This window comes from Mesorhizobium sp. 113-3-9 (assembly GCF_016756515.1).
Classification (GTDB): Bacteria; Pseudomonadota; Alphaproteobacteria; order Rhizobiales; family Rhizobiaceae; genus Mesorhizobium.
This window is the reverse complement of record NZ_AP023246.1, coordinates 2428718-2446463: the sequence shown is the minus strand read 5'-3', so window position 1 is coordinate 2446463 and position 17746 is coordinate 2428718. Positions and strand designations below refer to the sequence as shown.

Sequence of the window (17746 nt, the reverse complement as noted above, 5' to 3'; positions counted from 1 at the left end):
GAGCACCGGAAGCGCAGGAAGCCGCCATTCGCAGGCCGGCCTCACCTGAATATCGGCAGGCCTCGAGGTGCGCAGGCCGATTGCGGCATTGGCTCCAGCCGATAGACCTTGTCGTCCGACTTCGTCTTGCCGTCGGCGGCCTTGGAGCACAGATCGACGATCGCCAGGCTGCTATTGGGATTGGCCAGCATCATCATGCCGTTGGCGCCGCGCTTGAGGTAGATTTCCTTCTGCGCGATGTCGCAGGCAAAATCGCTCATCTTCGAGCTTGCCGCGCAACGCCACTGGTCGGCCTCGCCCTGGCAGGAATAGGTCTGCGTGACCTTGGTCCCATTCTTTCTGGTCGTCACTGAGACGGCAATGTCGGCGCCGTCGGGCCAGTTGGCGGCGTCGCCGCTGGAGGCGAAGGATGCCAGCTCCACCGGTCCGCGGAAAACCCGGATCGACTGCGTCAGCTGGTTGGGGTGCGAACTCATATGGGCCGCGTCATAGTCGCGCCCATAGCAGAACGGCTGGTCTGGCTTCAGCCGCACGCGCAACGGGTCCCCAAGCGCCGGATCAATGGGATCGATGCGTGCGAACTCGGCCTTGCAGGTCGCGGCCGGCATCGGGTCAAGGCGGAAATTGTCGTCCTCCGAGCCGAGCGCCTGGCGGTTGTATTCCGCCTTGCCGAGTTGCTCCTCCGAGTCCGGATCGAGGTAGATATCGGAAGACAGATCTGAGAGGAGCAGCCGACCCTTGTCGTCGACTTTCAGCGAGGCCAGCGTACGATCGCAATCCATGCCACAACGGATCGGGCCTGATGTGCCGTCCTCGGATTCATGATTGCACCAGCCGCCGGCCCATTCCGGCGCCTTGGCGCCACGCACCGTGGTGGAGAGAAAGCCATTGTAGGACGTGTCGGCGTTTGCCGTGGGCTCTTCGTTCGGCCGGCTGACCGGGTCATGGCCGTAGTAGAAGAAGATCCGCGCCACCTTCTGCTTCGGATGCGCCTTGAGATGGGCTGCGTCATAGACCCGGCCGAAACAGGCATCCGCCCCGTTCGGGCTGAGTTCCCTGAGTTTAAGCGTGTCGCCGGCGACTGCCGTGCCTGACAGCAAACCGAGCAGCACCACGCCAAATCCAGCGCCCGCAATCGTCCTCCATTCCCCTGCCCTGAACGTCATGTGATCCCTCCTCGCATCGACAGGACGTAGCGTCAATTTATGCTAGTATTGCGGCCGGAGCCACGCAAATCGCGGTGAAATTGGAGGAGGAAGCCATGCGCCGGCGTGACATGTTCCGCGCGGTTCTTGCCGGAACCGGAACGTTTCTTGGCTTGCGGGCGGTGCAGGCGGCGGCCACCGAGCCCGTCAGGCTGAAGGTCGCCTATCACCTGAGCGACGTGGACAAGGTCAATTTCGTGCTCGGCAACATCAAGAACCACTATGAGGGCACTGGCGGCAATGTCGACATCGTGCTGGTCGTGCATGGCCCGGCCCTGGCCGCCTTCAAGTCTAAGGGCATATCGGCCGCGGTCTCCGGCCGCTTCGCCGGCCTGGTGAAGCAGGGGCTCGAGCCGCAAGCCTGCGCCAACACCATGCAAGGCATGGACATTTCGCTCGCCGACCTGCTCGACGGCTTCCATGCCGCCGACAAGGGCGGCGTCGTCAAGCTCGCGGAACTGCAAAGCCAGGGCTATGCCTATCTCCGGCCATAGTGCACAGTCTCGACCATGGGACCTGGAACGGCTGGTCCCGTTGAACGCTCCGGAGGACCGACAGTGCCCACCACGACCGCGCTTACCATCCCCGATCTCGCCGGCAAGGCGGTGCTGGTCACCGGCGCCTCGACCGGCATAGGCGCGGCACTCGCGCTGGCCTATGCCGCGCAGAAATCCAAGGTGGCGCTGCATTACAATTCGAGCCAGGAGGCCGCCGAGAAACTTGGCAAGACCATTCGCGACAGCGGCGGCGAGGTCTTCCTCGTCCAGGGCGATTTTTCTCTGCCCGCCGATGTCGAACGCGTCGTCGAGGACAGTGCGCGGCATTTCGGTCGTCTCGACGGACTGGTCAACAATGCCGGCGGCATGCTCGGCCGCATACCCTACGCCGAGCAGACCGAAGCGCATTACGACGCGGTGATGGACCTCAACGCCCGCTCGGTGCTGACCGCCTCGCGCAAGGCAATCCCGTGGCTGAAGAAGCAGGGCGGCTTCATCGTCAACACCTCCTCGATCGCCGCGCGCAATGGCGCGGGCGGCGGTGCCGGTCTCTACGGTTCGGCCAAGGCCTTCGTCTCCAATGTGACACGCGGCATGGCCAAGGAGCTGATCGGCTTCGGCATCCGCGTCAACGCCGTGGCGCCCGGTACCATTCTCACCCCGTTCCACGAGCGCTATTCGACAGAGGAGCAGATCAAGGGCATGGTCGCCACAATTCCGCAGGGGCGGGCTGGCACGGCGCAAGACTGCGTCGGCGCCTATCTGTTCCTCTCATCGGACCTGTTGAGCGGCTACATCACCGGCCAGGTGATCGAGGTGAATGGCGGCCAGTTGATGCCGTGACCCGTGAATTGCATACTGGCGCCCTGCATACTCCTTTCGCGCCAATCCCAGGGGGAGACAAGGAATGTACGGACTGATCGGCAAGATGCGGGCGGCGCGCGGCCAGCGCGACGCGGTCATGGATGTGCTGCGCGCCAGCACCGGCGCCCTGCCCGGCTGCCTGAGCTACATCGTCGCCACCGATCCGGCCGATGCCGACGCGATCTGGGTGACCGAAGTGTGGACGGATCAGGCAAGCCACAAGGCCTCCCTGCAGCTTCCGGAAGTCCAGGCGGCCATCGCCAAGGCCCGCCCCTTCATCGCCGGCTTCGAGTTCCAGGTGGAGACCCACCCCGTCGGCGGCTTCGGGTTGGTCGACGGCAAGACGAGCTGAGCCGGACAGCTAAGGCCCGCACAGTGTCGGTCATTGAGGAGCAACCTTTGACGCGGACGGTCAACATTCGCGATGCGAAAGCCCATCCGTCGCGCCTCGTAAGACAGGTAGCCAAAGGTGAGTCGTTCATCATCACCAACGCCGGCAAGCCATTGGCCAGAATCGTGCCTATCGATCAGCCCGCACCGCAGAAGCGACGGGTTGGTTTTATGACCGGCCTTTCCGTCGCTGAAGATTTCGACCGCATGGGTCGCGATGAGATCGAGCAACGGTTCGGCGCCGACATATGAAAGCTGTTACTCGGCGCCTGGACGCGTGAAACTATCATTTTTTCGGCAAACCGTGGTTCGCATTTTCACGCGCCAGGTCTAAGACCAAACTATGGATTCCTCGGCAGAGTCTCCACCCCAGGACCAGCCCGCCACCGAGCGCATGGCGCGGATGGGCAAGCCGTGGCAATGGCTGGTCCTGCTCACCATCTCCGCCTTGTTTGCCGGTGCGCTCGAACTCGCCGCTCTGCCGGCGGCGCTGCTGATCGGGCCGATGCTGGCGGCGATCGTCGCCGGCACCAATGGCGCCACGGTGCGCGTGCCGCGCCTGCTGTTCGGCTCTGCCCAGGCCATTGTCGGCTGTCTCGTCGCCGCGTCGATCTCGGCCGACATCTTTCCCGTCTTCTACGCAGAGTGGCCGCTGTTCCTGGGCGTTGTGATCGCCACGGTCGCGGCCTCCAGCCTGCTTGGCTGGCTGATCAGCCGCTGGCGCATCCTGCCCGGCACCACCGCCGTCTGGGGCTCCTCGCCGGGTGCCGCCACCGCCATGGTGCTGATGGCCGGCGCCTTCGGCGCCGACCAGCGGCTTGTCGCTTTCATGCAGTATCTGCGCGTCATTTTCGTTTCGATGACGGCCGCCATCGTCGCCAAGATGTGGGTCGACACGTCAGGCATCGAAATCCCGCCCATCATCTGGTTTCCGCCGATCGATGCCCAGGCCTTCGCCGCCACGTCAGGCATCGCGCTGGTCGGCGGCCTGGCGGGCAAGCTCTGCCGGCTGCCCTCGCCCTCCTTCCTCGGCACCTTCATCTTCGGCAGCGTCATCCATCTCGGTCTTGGCGTCGAGATGCAGTTGCCGCCCTGGCTGTTGGCTATCAGCTACGCCATGGTCGGCTGGTCGATCGGGCTGAATTTCACCAGGCCGATCCTGCGCCATGCGACACGGGCCTTGCCCCAGATCATCGCCTCGATCGTGGCGCTGATCGCATTCTGCGGCGGGCTCGCCTTCCTGATCAGCCATCTCCTGGGCATCGATCCGCTGACCGCCTATCTGGCGACCAGCCCTGGCGGCATGGACAGCGTGGCCATCATTGCCGCCGCGGCGCAAAACGTCGACATCTCCTTCATCATGGCGCTGCAGTCAGCGCGCTTTCTGATCGTGCTGCTCGTCGGCCCGAGCGTCGCGCGTCTGGTGGCCAGAAGCATCCGGGACTGATCGGCTTCAGCGCATCGGCGCCCTATTCCTCGCCGCCGCCGTTCTCGCCTTGCGCGCCGCGACGCCAATAGGCGGTGACCATATGCCTGTCGCGTGGCAGGCCCCACTCCTTGCGCACGATCTTGCGCAGTTCGCGGAAATCGGTGAATTCGCATCCGGCCCAGACGAAGAGGCCGTCGGCAAGCGCTGCGTGACTGCGCTCGCGCAGGGCGGCCGGCAGCAGGCCGGCGGTGCCAGCTTCACGGCCGTGCCGGTAGAACCAGCTGATATCGATGTTCTCGCCTTGCGGCAGCGCGATCCGGTCGTCCGGCCCATCGACCTCGACGAGCGCCTCGGCGCGGCTTGACGGCGGCAGATGCTCGAGGATCCGGCCGATGGCGGGCAGCGCGGTGTCGTCGCCGACCAGAAGCAGGGTTCCTGCCTCCGGCGCATCGCCGCCCCCGGGCCCGATCATGCCGATCACGTCTCCCGCCCGTGCATTCTGCGCGAAGATGGCGGCCGGCGTATCCTGGCCGGGATGCAGCACGAAATCGACATCGAACCAGCCGCTTGCCGCATCGATCGCCCGGATCGTGTAGACCCGTATGGTGAGCGCATCCTCCCCCGCGGGCCAGACAAGCAGGCCGTCAGGGCCCACGGAGGGCCAGACCGGCCGCCGGCCGCGCGGCGGCAACAGCAGCCGCATGTGCAGGCCGCCATGGGTGAAGCGGTCGAGATCCGTGCCTGCGAAGCGCAGGCGCTGCATGTGCGGCGAAATCGGCGCCGACGACATCACCGTGATCTCGCGGAAGAAGACCGGCGTGCCGGCGTCGCTGCCATCGCCTTGCCAGCGCAATCCGCTGGCCGTGCCGAGATGCCGCGCGACATGGCCGGCAACCGTCATCTTCATGTAGGAGAGGCAGGTCTCGTCGATCGCCGCGACACGGATGAGCATGGCGTCGCCCTCGCGCATCGCGCTCACCGACCCGTAATACAGGCGAAGCTCCCATCGATCGGCGGCACCGGTTTCGATCTCGAATTCGCGGTGCTCGGCGCGTAGACGCTCGATCGCCGACCTGATCGCCTCGTCGCTGATGCGGGTCTGCGCACTCAACTGGTCCATCGCCGAAATCCCTCGATAGCGCTTCAAACGAAGCCGCCGAAAGATCCTGGCCTCGTTGCCATCACGGGGCATGCCACGGCGCCGGCGGGGTTTCCACCGAAAACTTGACTTAAGTAATCATATTTTTATCAGGACGCCGGAGAAGACACTATCCGGCCTCTGCCGGCTCGGCTTTGCCATCGTCGAGGTCGACGCGGAGACGTCCGGCCTCGATCCGCACGCGCAAGTGGCGATACCTCGCGAGATAGCGAACTCCGACGAGAGCCGCCGCAAAGCCGGCAATGGCGGCCACGCCGAGCGCCCAGCGTGGGCCGACATCATCGGCCACCCAGCCGACCACCGGCGCGCCGAGAGCGGTGCCGCCCAGCGTTATGGCCAGCAGGATCGCCATCACACGCCCACGCATGGCAGGTTCGGTTGAAAGCTGCACCAGGCCGATCGTCGAGGTGGTCATCGTCTGCGCCGAGACGCCGATGACAATCAGCGCCAGGCCGAACAGCCAGTAATTGGGCATGATCGCGGCCAGGCTGAAGCCAAAGCCGAAGATCGCGGCGCCCGCCAGAAGAAACGCCAGGCGGGGCTGCTCGCGCCGGGCCGCCAGCAATGCGCCGGTGACCGATCCGATCGCCATGGTCGACGTCAACAGCCCGTACTGGCCGGCGCCCGCGTGAAAGACGGAAACGGACATGGTTGAAATGAAGATCGGGAAGTTGAGCCCGAACGTTCCGATCAGGAAAAGCATCAAAAGGATGGCTTTGAGGTCAGGACGCTTCCAGACATAGGCAAAGCCCTCGGCAAGGCTGCCCCGGCTCCTTTGCGTCTTGTCTTTCAGGTGAAGCTCACTGAGGCGCAGCAGGCCAAGCGAGGCAAGGACGGCGGCAAACGACGCCGCGTTGATCAGGAACACCCAGCCGGAGCCGACGGAGGCGATCAGGGCGCCGGCGACGGCAGGCCCGATCATGCGCGCGACATTGAACGAGGTGGAATTCAACGCCACGGCATTCGACAGATCTGTCTCGCCGACCAGATCGGAGACGAATGTCTGGCGCGCCGGCGCGTCGAACGCCGTCGTGCAGCCAAGCAGGAATGCGAACACATAGACGTGCCACAATTGCACGAGCCCGGCGACGGTGAGCAGGCCAAGGCCGAGCGCGAGCAGGCCCATGGCGGCTTGCGTGGCGAGCAGCAACTTGCGCCGGTCGAGATGATCGGCGGCAAAGCCCGTCCATGGCAGCAGCAGGATCTGCGGCGCGAATTGCAGCGCCATCACCACGCCCATGGCGGTCGCGTTGTTGTGGGTCAGTTGGGTCAGCACCAGCCAGTCCTGGGCGGTGCGCTGCATCCAGGTTCCCACATTGGACACGATCGCGCCACCGGCCCAGATCCGGTAGTTGAAATTGGCCAGCGAACGGAACGTGCCTTTTGCCGGACCGCTCATCCGTCAACCGGGGCATTGCCGCCGTTGAAGCGGCCGAACATGCGTGCCGTCGCCACCCCCATGAGGAGGGTGCCCAACCCCAACGCGACGACATCAGCCGTGGATCGCAGGTCGAAATCTCCGACACGCACCACCAGGAGGTAACCGATGGCCAGGTTCAGAAATCCCCACAGTGTATTCACTGTCGAGGAGGATTGGCCCTGGCCGCGCGGCTTGGCGAAGGGGCTTTGAAAAGTCCGCCCCATCACGCCGCTGACGAAATGCGGCACGGCATTCGTCAGCACGGCGCCACCAAGGAAATAGGACACGTAATCGATCCATTGCATTGTCAGGCACTCCCCTTGGCCAGGAGATCGAGGATGTCCTGTGTCGTGCCGTTTTCGCCCAGCCTCGGGAAAATATTCGCGGTGCTGTTGGTGTGGGCATCGAGGCTCATGTCGGTCATGGCATCGACGGCGAGCGTGACGTTGAACCCGAGATCGCGCGCGTGACGGGCGGTCGCTTCGACGCCCATGCTGGTGGAGACGCCGGCGATCACCACCTGGGTGACGCCCTCGCCCTTCAGCCAGGCTTCGAGATCGGTGTTGACGAAGGCGTCCACGGTGCGTTTGGTCACGATGTGATCCTCCCGCTGCTGCTTCAGTTCGGGGACAAGATCAGTCCAGCCGGCGGGAAATTCCCGCACGCGCGGCGCCTGCTCCGTCCGGCCCGAAGGCGCGCCGGCGACGTTGACGAGCACGACCGGCAAGGCGCGGCCGCGGAACGCATCGGCGAGCGCGCCGGCCCGCTGTATGACGTCGCCGACCGGATGGGCACAGGGCAGCGAAACGATGCCCTTTTGCAGGTCGATGACGATAAGTGCGGTCTTCGGGTCAAGCGTGGTGACTGCCATTGTGCTTCCTTTCGGCGATCGAACGGCGGCGTGGATCGTGGATATTGAAGGGTCAGGAGTCGGCGAGCCGTTTCAACAATTCGACGGCGCCCGCGAGTTGCTTCTGCTCCTCGCGGTCAAGGTTCGCCTGGATGGCGCGGAACAACCAGTCCTGTCGGGCCGCCCGCCCGGTCGCAATCATGTCCCGGCAGGCAGCCGTAAGCGACAGGAGGATCTGCCGGCCATCGGCCGGATCCGGCGCGCCTTCCACCAGACCGGCCAGTTGCAGCGCTGACACAATGGCGCCCATCGACTGCGGACGCATGTCCTGGGCGCGCGCCAGCGTCGTCACCGTCGCCGGCCCCTCGCGCTCGAGATGCAGCAGCGCCGACTTCTGCGACGTGGTCAGATCACCGGTATCGGCCTGTTCGCGCAGCCGCCGGATCAGCCTGCCGGCCACCACCCGAAGCTCGGCCGCCAGGGCTAGCGCATGCGCGGCTTCGGGGTCGTCCTGCGGGGGCAATTGATCTTTCATGGCGGCTTTGTAGTAGATATGAAGCTAAACTTCAAAGTTTAACTTCATATCTGAAATCACAAGACCGTGACCTCTGGCCGGCCGAAGGCCGTGACCCCGGGCCGGCCGAAGCCCGTGCCCCAAGCCGGCCGAAGCCCGTGCCCCGCTAGCCCGCCTATCGCGCCACGGCGAGGCGCTCGGGAAGGAAATCGACGAAGACGCGCACCTTCGGCGACAGATGGCGATTGGACGGCCATAGCATCCGGAATTGGCCACGGCCGTCGACATGATCGTCCAGCACGATCCGCAGCTTGCCGTCGCGCAGCGCCTCGCGGACCAGGAAATCGGGCATGCAGGCGATGCCGAGGCCAGCCATCGTGGCGCCCTTCAAGGCTTCCATATTGTTGCAGGTCAGCATCGAGCGGATCTGCGGTTCGGCGGCGCCGGTGATGAACGGCCACTCCAGCAGTCTGCCGCTGTTGAGAAAGCGGAAGTTGATGCCGAAATGCCTGATGAGATCTGCCGGCACGCCGGGAGTGCCATGGCGGTCGAGATAGGACGGCGCCGCGCACAAAAGCATGCGAAACGGCGCAACGGGTCTCGACACCAATCGTGAATCGGGCAGCTGGCCGCTTCGAATGGCGACGTCGATGCCCTCTTCAATGACGTCGACGATGCGATCGTTGAAATCGATATCGAGCTCGATCTCGGGGTAGCGCTCCATGAACTCCGACAACACCGGCAGCAGCAGATGGTAGGTGACGATCGGGGTCGACACGCGCAGCCGGCCGTGCGGCGTCTCTCGTGTCCGCGACAGCATCGCTTCGGCATCGTCAATGTCGTCGAGGATGCGCCGAACCCGTTCGTTGAACAGCCTACCCTCTTCCGTCAGCCCGATGCGTCGCGTGCTGCGTTGCAGGAGCCGCACGCCGAGCTCTTGTTCGAGCCTCGCGACACTCTTGCCGACGGCGGAAGCCGAAATACCGAGCGCCCGCCCGGCGGCGATGAAACTGCCAAGCTCCGCGGTGCGGGCGAAGGCCATGAGGCCGCTGAGACGATCCATCGCATTCTTCCATTCGAGCGTTTTAGTCCGGTATATCAGGAGATATAATACCATTTTTCCTGAAAGGCCGCCGACCTATCTTGTGGCTGCGACCGGCGCCGCAACCCGTGCGCCATGCCGGCCGATGCTGCTTCAGATAGGAAAATCCATGACCTTGCAGACCACAACCGGCTCGACCGCGAGATGGCTCGTGCTCTTGTCGGTATGCCTTGCCGCGATGACCATGCCCTTGACCTTCACCGGCCCGGCCGTCGCGCTCTCCCGCATCGCCGCCGATCTCGGCGGCAGCCCGATCGCGCTCAACTGGGTGACGAACGCCTTCATGCTGACCTTCGGCGCCGGCCTGATGGCATCGGGAGCGCTGGCCGACAACCACGGCCGCAAACGCGTTTTCCTTGCCGGCCTCTGCCTCTATATCGTGGCATCACTCGGCGCGATGCTGGCGCCCGACATCGTCTGGTTCGACATGTTCAGGGCCGCGCAAGGGATCGGCAGTGCCTTGGCCTTCGCCGGCGGCGCCTCGGCACTTGCCCAGGAATTCGAAGGGCCGCTGCGGCTGCGCGCCTTCTCCTTCCTCGGCACCAGTTTCGGCATCGGCCTGGCCTTCGGCCCCATCGCCTCGGGCCTGCTCATCTCCGCATTCGGCTGGCGGTCGATCTTTGTTCTGGTTGTAGTACTTGCGATCGCCGCGGCAACCCTCGGCCTGCGCACCATCAGGGAATCGCGCGACCCGGATGCAACCGGGCTCGACTGGGCGGGAGCCGGCCCATTCACCGTCGCGCTGGCCGCGCTGACCTTTGGCGTGCTGCAGGCGCCGCAGACCGGCTGGGCCGATCCCGTCGTCATCGTGTTGCTCGCGGCGGCAGTCCTCTTCTTCGCCGCCTTCGTCATCGTCGAGCGGCGCGTGCGCCGGCCGATGCTTGATCTCACCCTGTTTCGCTTTCCCCGCTTCGTCGGCGTCCAGTTCCTGGCGGCGGCGCCTGCCTACGGCTTCGTCGTCCTGCTCGTGCTCCTGCCGATCCGTTTCATCGGCATTGAAGGGATGAGCGAGGTCAAGGCCGGGCAATTGATGATCTGCCTGTCGGGGCCGCTGCTGATCCTGCCCTTGCTCGCCGGTCAGCTGGCGCGCTGGGTCGCTCCGGCCACGATCTGCGGCGTCGGTCTGCTCATCGCTGCCGCCGGCCTCGTCTGGCTGAGCCTGACACCGCCGGTTGCGGTCGCTCTGGTGGCGCCGCTGATGCTGATCGGCGTCGGCATCGCTCTGCCCTGGGGATTGATGGACGGGCTCGCCGTCAGCGTCGTGCCGAAGGAGCGCGCCGGCATGGCGGTCGGCATCTTCAACACCACCCGCGTCGCCTGCGAGGGCGTGGCGCTGGCCATCGTCATGGCGACCCTGTCGGGCTTCACTGCGGTACAACTCGCCACTCGAGGCGCATCTCCCAGGGATACGGCCTCCGCGGCGCAGTTGCTGGTCACCGGCAATGTCGGTGAAACGGCGCAACATCTGCCATTGGCCAATGCCGGCGCTCTGGTCGAGGCCTATGAGACGGCGTTCGACCGGCTGCTGATCGTGCTGGCCGTAATCACCATCGTCACCGCCCTTGTCGTCTTCCTCGGCCTGCGCCGCGGATCGGCGGCGGAACACGAGGCAGTCCCGCTGCCGGCGTGCCAGGAGGCATGATCGTCCGCGACGACATCAGGTGATGACGAGGCTCGCTATGCGGTCTCCATCCAGCGTGAAAGTCATGTCGCCCTCGCCGTTGAAGCCCTTGCCCTTGACGGCGATGCGGACGCGATAAGTGCCGTCCGCCGGCGTGATGCTGACGATGCTCAGATGTGACTTCACGCCGATATTGTCCGACTGGTTCCAGCGCGCGATCTGCTCGCGGCCCTGGAACGATCGTCCCCAGTCGCTCAGGAACGCGTCGTCGGCAAAGCTATCGAGAAAGGCTTCCGCGTCACCCTTGTTGGTGGCCTCGACAAAGCGGCGGATGGGGTCGGGTGTGTTCATTCGTCAGCGCCCAAGGTGCATTGAGATTCAGGTCAGGCCGAGTCGAAAACGATGGTTTCCGAGAACCGGAGCGGAGCGTACTTGAAGTACGTGAGCACCGGAAGCGCAGGAAACCTTCGTTTGCAGACCGGCATCACCTGAATATCAATGCACCTTAATCGAGCCGATGCATCAGGTCATCATCCAGCCACCGGCCGAAGAAATAGACCAGCTGCTTGTGCCACCATGGCCAATCATGGCTGACATCGCCACCCCAATAGTCGACCCAGGCCGGAATCGACTTGTCGCGCAATATCTGCTCCAGCTGGCGCGTCTCGACCAGCATGCGCTCTTCCCAGGCGCCCTGCCCGCAGCAGAAGATCAGCCTCAGCGCCTTCAGCCGGGCCAGCAGCTTGGGATCGACGATGCCGGGCAGATAGTCGAGCGGCGAGTTGTAGAAGATGTCGCCCTCCAGCGCCTTGCCGAAGAAATCGCGGGCCGAATAGACGCCCGACAGCGAGATGACGCCGCTGGCCAGTTCCGGAAAGCGGAAGACGAAGTTCGAAGAGTGGTAGCCGCCCATCGAACAGCCTGAAAACAACGGCTTCAGCTTGCGCCCGCCATTGGCGGCCGCCGCGGTGGACAAAAATTCCGGCAGCGCCTCCTCGCGCACATAGCGGAAATAGGCCTCGTGCCGGGCGATGCGGTGCGCGGCGTCGTGATGCTTGTCGAAGAAGGATTCCGAATCGATGCCGTCGACCGTGAACAGCTGGATGCGGCCGGTGTCGATGAATTCGGCCAGTGCGCCCACCCCGCCGGAATCCTCGAACTGATAGAACCGTCCCTGCGAGGTCGGGAACACCACCACCGGTCGGCCGGCATGGCCGTAGCGCTTGTATTCCATGTCGCGGCCGAGATTGCGGGCGAAATGCTTATGATAGGAGATGTCCATCGCCTTCAAGCCTTTTCAGCGTGGATATAGGCGACCGCCTCACGCAGATCAGCCTGATCCTTCGAGCGCATCTGATAGGCGTAATTTCCCATGGCGCGGCTGAAAACCTCTTCTATCGGCTGATGGTGGACGATCTTGTCGCGGTGCGCCGCTAGCACGTCCTCATGGCTGTGCAAATAGTGGAGGTGCCGCTTGCGGCTGGCATAGGCGGTGAAATATTTGCCCTCATAGGGCCCGCCGGCAGCGTCCTTGACCACCATATCGGCCCATGCCGCGTAGACGTCGATATCGAACGTGTAGTTGATCGCGTCGGTCATCCAGGCGCCGGGCGGCCGCATGTTGACCTCCAGCGCGATGATCCGGTCGTCCCTGGTCTCGAACAGCTCGATGTGGAAGAAGCGCTCGCGCACGTCGAACGCCTTCAGGATCTTGCGTCCGGCCTCCTCGACAACAGGCCGGATCCGGGGAAAGCAGGTGTAGCTCATGTGGCGGTCCTTGTTGACCACCTCCATGACGCTCTGGTCATAGCGGTGGCTGGCCGCCAGCACGACCTCGCCGTCGCGGTTGACCAGCCCGTCATAGGTCACCACCAGCCCTTCGATGAACTGCTCCATGACGAAGGTCACATCCTCGGGCTTGTCCCGGAAGAACTGGTCGAGTTCCCTGGCGTTGGAGATCTTGAAGGTGTTCGAGGCACCGGAACCCGAATCCGGCTTCACCACCACGGGATAGCCGACGCGGCGGATGAAGGTCATGGCGCCGGCGCGGTCGGAACATTTGCGCTGCGCGATCGTCTCGACGCCGCTCTTGCGGAAGAAGGCGCGCATGCGGCTCTTGCGCTTCAGGTTCTTCACGAAATCGAGCTTGGTGCCGTAGATGTTGAAATCGGTGCGGATGTTGGCTTCCAGTTCCAGCCAGTGCTCGTTGAGCGATTCGAAGCGGTCGATGCGGCCCCATTTGTGGATGAAATGGCCTATCGCCCGGAACACCGCATCATAGTCCTCCATGTCGGCGACGCGGTAATATTCCGAAAGTGCTGCTTTCAGCTTGCCGTCCAGCGCGTCGTAAGGCGCGTCGCCAATGCCGAGCACGGTGGCGCCCGCCTTCCTCAGCCGGTCGCAGAAATCGGCGCCGTTGGCGGGGAAATGCGGCGAGAAGAACACGAAATTCATGGACGACCCCCTTCCCGGCGATGGCGCACCGCAGCCCCGCCGGCGCCCAAGTCTGGCGCATTTGCGGCGCGCGGGAAAGAGCATCCGCATTGGGGATAACAGTCGACGGATCCCGGCCCGCTTGCCTCTCACGGGCCGCTCCTGTATGAGAGCCGGCATGAACACGCGCGCCACCACCGCTTCCCGTCAGACCGGCTTTGCCGGCGAGACCGTGCGCGCGCTTGCTTCGACCCTGCTTCTTCTCGGCCTTATCGGCGATCGCCGGGTTCGCTGAAGGAGCGCCCGGCGGTCGAACCGCCGCGCAAGCGCATGCTCCTTGGCAGTCATATCAAGCGAACGAAAATCTGGTAAAGGCGCCACTCGCCACCCATCCGTCCAAGACGGATCCGAGGGCCGCCGGGAGAACAAGACGATGAACGCACGAGAAGAAATCCGCCCTGATGCCGCAGTAGCCGGCAAGAACGCTGCAAAGGGCATGACTGAGTCAGCCCAGGGCATGCCGGATGCGGCCCGCAAATATCAGCCCTATCCGACCGTAGGCCTCACCGACCGGACCTGGCCCTCGAAAGTGATCGACAAGGCGCCGATCTGGTGCTCGGTCGATTTGCGCGACGGCAACCAGGCGCTGATCGATCCGATGGGTCATGAGCGCAAGGCACGTATGTTCGGCCTGCTGCTCGACATGGGCTTCAAGGAAATCGAGATCGGCTTCCCCTCGGCCTCGCAGACCGATTTCGACTTCGCCCGCTGGTGCATCGAGGAAGGCAACGTCCCCGCCGACGTATCGCTGCAGGTGCTGGTGCAATGCCGGCCCGAGCTGATCACCCGCACCTTCGAAGCGCTGAAGGGCGCCACCAACCCGATCGTGCATTTCTACAATTCGACCAGCGAATTGCAGCGCCGCGTCGTCTTCGAAAAAGATGTCGGCGGCATCAAGCGCATCGCCACCGACGCCGCCAAGATGATCACCGACATGGCGGCCAAGGCCGGCGGCGGCTACCGTTTCGAATATTCGCCGGAGAGCTTTACCGGCACCGAGCTCGAAGTGGCGCTGGAGATCTGCAACGCCGTCACCGAGATCGTCAGGCCGACTTCAGACAACAAGCTGATCATCAACCTGCCGTCGACGGTCGAGATGTCGACGCCCAACGTCTATGCCGACCGCATCGAATGGATGTGCCGCAATCTCGACAACCGCGAAAATCTGATCATCTCGCTGCATCCGCACAATGACCGCGGCACCGGCATCGCCACCACCGAGCTCGGCCTGATGGCCGGCGCCGACCGCGTCGAAGGCACGCTGTTCGGCAATGGCGAACGCACCGGCAATGTCGACATCGTCACCCTGGCGCTCAACATGTACACGCAAGGCGTCGATCCCGGCATCGACTGCTCCGACATCAACCGGATGAAGGACGTCTACGAGTACTCGAACCAGTTGAAGATCCCCGAGCGTCACCCCTATGTCGGCGAACTCGTCTACACTGCCTTTTCCGGCTCGCACCAGGATGCCATCAACAAGGGCATGAAGGCCTTGAAGAAGGCCAACACCAGCCTGTGGGAAGTGCCTTATCTGCCGATCGACCCGGCCGATGTCGGCCGCAGCTACGAAGCGATCATCCGCATCAACTCGCAGTCGGGCAAGGGCGGCATCGCCTATGTGCTGCAGGCCGATTACGGCTTGAACCTGCCGCGCAATTTGCAGATCGAGTTCAGCCAGGCGATCCAGGCGATCACCGACGCCGAAGGCAAGGAGGTTCCGGTCAAGCGCATTCATGAACGCTTCCTCGAGACCTATGTCGACCAGCCGGGCGCGCGCCTGAAATTCCTCGACCACCACACCTATCCCGATACTGAGGTGAAGGGCCGGCGCGTTGTCGAGGCGGTCATCCTCGACAACGGCAAGGAAGTGACCATATCCGGCACCGGCACCGGTCCGATCGACGGCTTCGTCGACGCGCTGTCGCGTCATGTCGGCGTCGAGATGTCGGTGCTCGATTACTCCGAGCACTCGATGCAGCGCGGCTCGAATGCGTCGGCCATTTCCTATGTCGAGATGGAATATCCCGGCGGCAAACTGTTCGGCGCCGGCATCAACACCAACATCGTCGCCGCATCGCTGGAAGCAGTGACTTCGGCCGCCAACCGCATCGTCGGCCGCTAGGCGCGGTAGCATTTGCCGGTTATCGGCGCGAGAGATTCGACCGGCTCTCGCGCCGCTATTTTTTCAAGCCGGAACAAGAGCTTGTCCACATCCACCCGCGTCGTCCCGTGACCGGCGGCGGCCCCGGTCATTAACCACCGGAAAATTATCCGGTTAGGTACGCGATCGCATAAGGACTGCATACTTGTGTGGCGATGCGGGCACTATATGATCGCGCCTCAACCTGTGCCGACTTCGAGAGGATCGACACTTGCAGCATGCCACGCCTGCCGCCCCCGCAGTGCGCGAGACACTGGAGCGACTGCTTGCCAGCGAAACGTTCGGAAGATCCGAGCGCGCGCGCAAGCTGATCCGTTATCTCGTCGAACGCGAGCAGGCCGGCGAAGCCGACAGGCTCAAGGGCTTTTCCATCGCCATGGATGTCTTCGGCAAGGACGGCGATTTCGATCCGTCGACCGATGCCGTGGTGCGAGTGCAGGCAGGCAGGCTGCGCGAACTGCTACAGCAGTATTTCGCCAATGAGGGCATCGCCGAACCGGTCCGCATCGCCATTCCACGCGGCGGCTACGTGCCGGCTTATGAGCTAAACGCGATCCGTTTGCCGGAAACCGCAGGGCCTGCCGGACAGGCCGAACCGCCGACCGCTCTGCCCGAACCATCCGGGGATGCTGACCCCGCCGCGGCATTGCCTGCCGTGCCCTCGCTGGCGCGCCATCTCAGGTTCTTCTGGATGGCGATCGCCCTGGTCATCGCCATGCTCGGCGTTCTGATCATGCGTCAGGGCAGCGGCGCGCTGCTCGCGGGCGGCGACATGCCGGCCGCGGTCGAGACTGCCGGCCTGACCAGCAGCATCGCATCGTCGCCCGCGAGCGAGGCCTTGCCGCTCGTCTATATCGCCGTCAAGGCCAGCGGCGCCGACGCCAGCCGCGTCGCCGCGGCGCTGCGCGCCGGTCTGAGCGGCTTCGACACGATCGACTTCATCGGCCGCGACACAGTCGACAAGACCGATTCGGCCGCCAGCGCGGCAAGCTTCATCTTCGATGTCCTGCCTGGACCCGATGCTGGCGACGTGACCATCGAATTGCAGAGCGTGGCGACCGGACGGGTGCTTTTGTCGCGCAACCTGACCACCGCCGACAGCGCGCCATCGGCCGTCGAGGACCGTATCGCCGGCATACTGAGTTCGGCCCTTCCCGCGTCCGGCACCATCTACAGCTACATCGAGCAGAGCGGCATTCAGACCGCCCTGACGCAGTGCCTGTTGCTCAACGACAAGTATTATCTCGACCAGAACGCCAAGACGCACGAGGCCGCCTATCGCTGCCTAGAAACCCTTGCCGACAACGGCGCCAGATCGCCGCTGGTCTATTCGGAGCTCGCCTCGCTGCATCTGGAGGCCGTGAACGACCACTACGCCTATCCGCCGGACGCGACGATAGAGAAGGCGGTGACATTCGCGCATCGCGCCGTGCAGATGGGGCCGACCAGCCCCTATGCGCATCGCTCCTACGGTTACATCAATTCGCGTATCGGCAATGCCGACGAGGCCCTGCGCTGGATGCGCAAGGCCTATGACCTCAACCCCTACGATCTCGCCATGGCCGCCGCTTATGGCTATGGGCTGATCTTCACCGGCCGGTACGCCGAGGGGACGCCGATCCTGGCCCATGCGGTGGATGCCTCCAGCGGCCATCCGACCTGGTGGGATTTCGGGCTGTTCGCCGGCGAACTCATGCTCGGCGACACGAACAAGGCGGCCATCGCCAGTTCCGCCCTGCGAACGACCGCGACGAAATCGCACTATCTCGCCGCCCGGCTGATCGGCGCCAGGATCTCCGGCCAGGACGGTCAAGCGCGAAAGCTGATCGATGAGCTGAGCGCCAAGTTTCCGAGATTCGCCGCCAATCCGCGTGCGACCTTCATCGACCGAAAATATCCGGCCGACCTGACCGAACGCCTGGTCGGCGCCTTGCGCGCCGCCGGACTCGGCAACGCCAGCTGATGTCCAATAGACCGGGCCTATTTGGACCAATGGGACAGTTGGACGCCCGCGCGCTGCGGATAAAGCCATAATCGC

At 64.1% G+C, this 17746-nt stretch carries 18 protein-coding genes; 8 read left to right on the top strand and 10 right to left on the bottom strand.

All coding sequences use genetic code 11. The features are described 5' to 3' along the window. Positions 1 to 41 precede the first annotated feature (41 nt). A complete protein-coding gene (locus MesoLj_RS11805; RefSeq protein ID WP_202326089.1) occupies positions 42 to 1166 on the bottom strand; it encodes a hypothetical protein in 1125 nt (374 codons plus the stop codon). Positions 1167 to 1261: 95 nt separating this feature from the next. Between MesoLj_RS11805 and MesoLj_RS11800 the strand changes: the two genes are divergently transcribed. The 5 genes from MesoLj_RS11800 to MesoLj_RS11780 all read left to right on the top strand — a co-directional run bounded on the left by MesoLj_RS11800 (position 1262) and on the right by MesoLj_RS11780 (position 4403). Then, positions 1262 to 1699 (top strand): DsrE family protein, encoded by a 438-nt coding sequence (locus MesoLj_RS11800; RefSeq protein WP_202326088.1) that lies wholly within the window; start codon positions 1262 to 1264, stop codon positions 1697 to 1699. A gap of 63 nt (positions 1700 to 1762) precedes the next feature. Beyond that, positions 1763 to 2545, top strand: a complete 783-nt coding sequence (locus MesoLj_RS11795) for an SDR family NAD(P)-dependent oxidoreductase (protein WP_202326087.1) — start codon at positions 1763 to 1765, stop codon at positions 2543 to 2545. 64 nt (positions 2546 to 2609) lie between these two features. After that, a complete protein-coding gene (locus MesoLj_RS11790) occupies positions 2610 to 2918 on the top strand; it encodes a putative quinol monooxygenase (RefSeq protein ID WP_140771544.1) in 309 nt (102 codons plus the stop codon). Between the two features lie 47 nt (positions 2919 to 2965). After that, a complete protein-coding gene (locus MesoLj_RS11785; RefSeq protein WP_202326086.1) occupies positions 2966 to 3208 on the top strand; it encodes a type II toxin-antitoxin system Phd/YefM family antitoxin in 243 nt (80 codons plus the stop codon). Positions 3209 to 3299: 91 nt separating this feature from the next. Then, positions 3300 to 4403, top strand: a complete 1104-nt coding sequence (locus MesoLj_RS11780; protein ID WP_202326085.1) for an AbrB family transcriptional regulator — start codon at positions 3300 to 3302, stop codon at positions 4401 to 4403. 22 nt (positions 4404 to 4425) lie between these two features. Here MesoLj_RS11780 and MesoLj_RS11775 read toward each other — a convergent pair whose 3' ends face one another. The 6 genes from MesoLj_RS11775 to MesoLj_RS11750 all read right to left on the bottom strand — a co-directional run bounded on the left by MesoLj_RS11775 (position 4426) and on the right by MesoLj_RS11750 (position 9391). After that, positions 4426 to 5505 carry a siderophore-interacting protein gene (locus MesoLj_RS11775; RefSeq protein WP_202326084.1) on the bottom strand — a complete coding sequence of 360 codons (1080 nt, stop codon included), beginning with the start codon at positions 5503 to 5505 and terminating at the stop codon, positions 4426 to 4428. A gap of 148 nt (positions 5506 to 5653) precedes the next feature. Beyond that, positions 5654 to 6943: an MFS transporter gene (locus MesoLj_RS11770; RefSeq protein ID WP_202326083.1), complete on the bottom strand. Its 1290-nt coding sequence runs from the start codon at positions 6941 to 6943 to the stop codon at positions 5654 to 5656. Continuing rightward, complete coding sequence (locus tag MesoLj_RS11765) at positions 6940 to 7269, bottom strand: hypothetical protein (protein WP_202326082.1); 330 nt, start codon at positions 7267 to 7269, stop codon at positions 6940 to 6942. The genes MesoLj_RS11770 and MesoLj_RS11765 overlap by 4 nt, the downstream gene beginning before the upstream one ends. 2 nt (positions 7270 to 7271) lie before the next feature. Continuing rightward, on the bottom strand, positions 7272 to 7835 hold the full coding sequence (locus MesoLj_RS11760) for a cysteine hydrolase family protein (protein WP_202326081.1): 564 nt from the start codon (positions 7833 to 7835) through the stop codon (positions 7272 to 7274). Positions 7836 to 7887: 52 nt separating this feature from the next. Beyond that, positions 7888 to 8349: a MarR family winged helix-turn-helix transcriptional regulator gene (locus MesoLj_RS11755; protein WP_140771555.1), complete on the bottom strand. Its 462-nt coding sequence runs from the start codon at positions 8347 to 8349 to the stop codon at positions 7888 to 7890. Between the two features lie 154 nt (positions 8350 to 8503). Continuing rightward, positions 8504 to 9391 (bottom strand): LysR family transcriptional regulator, encoded by an 888-nt coding sequence (locus MesoLj_RS11750; protein ID WP_140771557.1) that lies wholly within the window; start codon positions 9389 to 9391, stop codon positions 8504 to 8506. A 148-nt stretch (positions 9392 to 9539) separates the two neighbouring features. Here MesoLj_RS11750 and MesoLj_RS11745 point away from each other — a divergent pair, with 148 nt between their 5' ends. Next, positions 9540 to 11072: an MFS transporter gene (locus tag MesoLj_RS11745; RefSeq protein ID WP_202326080.1), complete on the top strand. Its 1533-nt coding sequence runs from the start codon at positions 9540 to 9542 to the stop codon at positions 11070 to 11072. A gap of 15 nt (positions 11073 to 11087) precedes the next feature. Here the strand turns inward: MesoLj_RS11745 and MesoLj_RS11740 are convergent, their stop codons facing one another. From MesoLj_RS11740 to MesoLj_RS11730, 3 genes are all read right to left on the bottom strand, one after another. Then, positions 11088 to 11402 (bottom strand): nuclear transport factor 2 family protein, encoded by a 315-nt coding sequence (locus tag MesoLj_RS11740; protein ID WP_202326079.1) that lies wholly within the window; start codon positions 11400 to 11402, stop codon positions 11088 to 11090. 154 nt (positions 11403 to 11556) lie between these two features. Continuing rightward, complete coding sequence (locus MesoLj_RS11735; RefSeq protein WP_202326078.1) at positions 11557 to 12333, bottom strand: esterase family protein; 777 nt, start codon at positions 12331 to 12333, stop codon at positions 11557 to 11559. A gap of 5 nt (positions 12334 to 12338) precedes the next feature. After that, entirely contained in the window at positions 12339 to 13505 is a 1167-nt protein-coding gene (locus tag MesoLj_RS11730; protein ID WP_202326077.1) for an ATP-grasp domain-containing protein, read from the bottom strand. Positions 13506 to 14001: 496 nt separating this feature from the next. Here MesoLj_RS11730 and leuA point away from each other — a divergent pair, with 496 nt between their 5' ends. Beyond that, positions 14002 to 15669: a 2-isopropylmalate synthase gene (gene leuA, locus MesoLj_RS11725; RefSeq protein WP_202327253.1), complete on the top strand. Its 1668-nt coding sequence runs from the start codon at positions 14002 to 14004 to the stop codon at positions 15667 to 15669. Between the two features lie 250 nt (positions 15670 to 15919). Next, positions 15920 to 17671 carry a tetratricopeptide repeat protein gene (locus MesoLj_RS11720; protein ID WP_202326076.1) on the top strand — a complete coding sequence of 584 codons (1752 nt, stop codon included), beginning with the start codon at positions 15920 to 15922 and terminating at the stop codon, positions 17669 to 17671. Positions 17672 to 17746 lie beyond the last annotated feature (75 nt).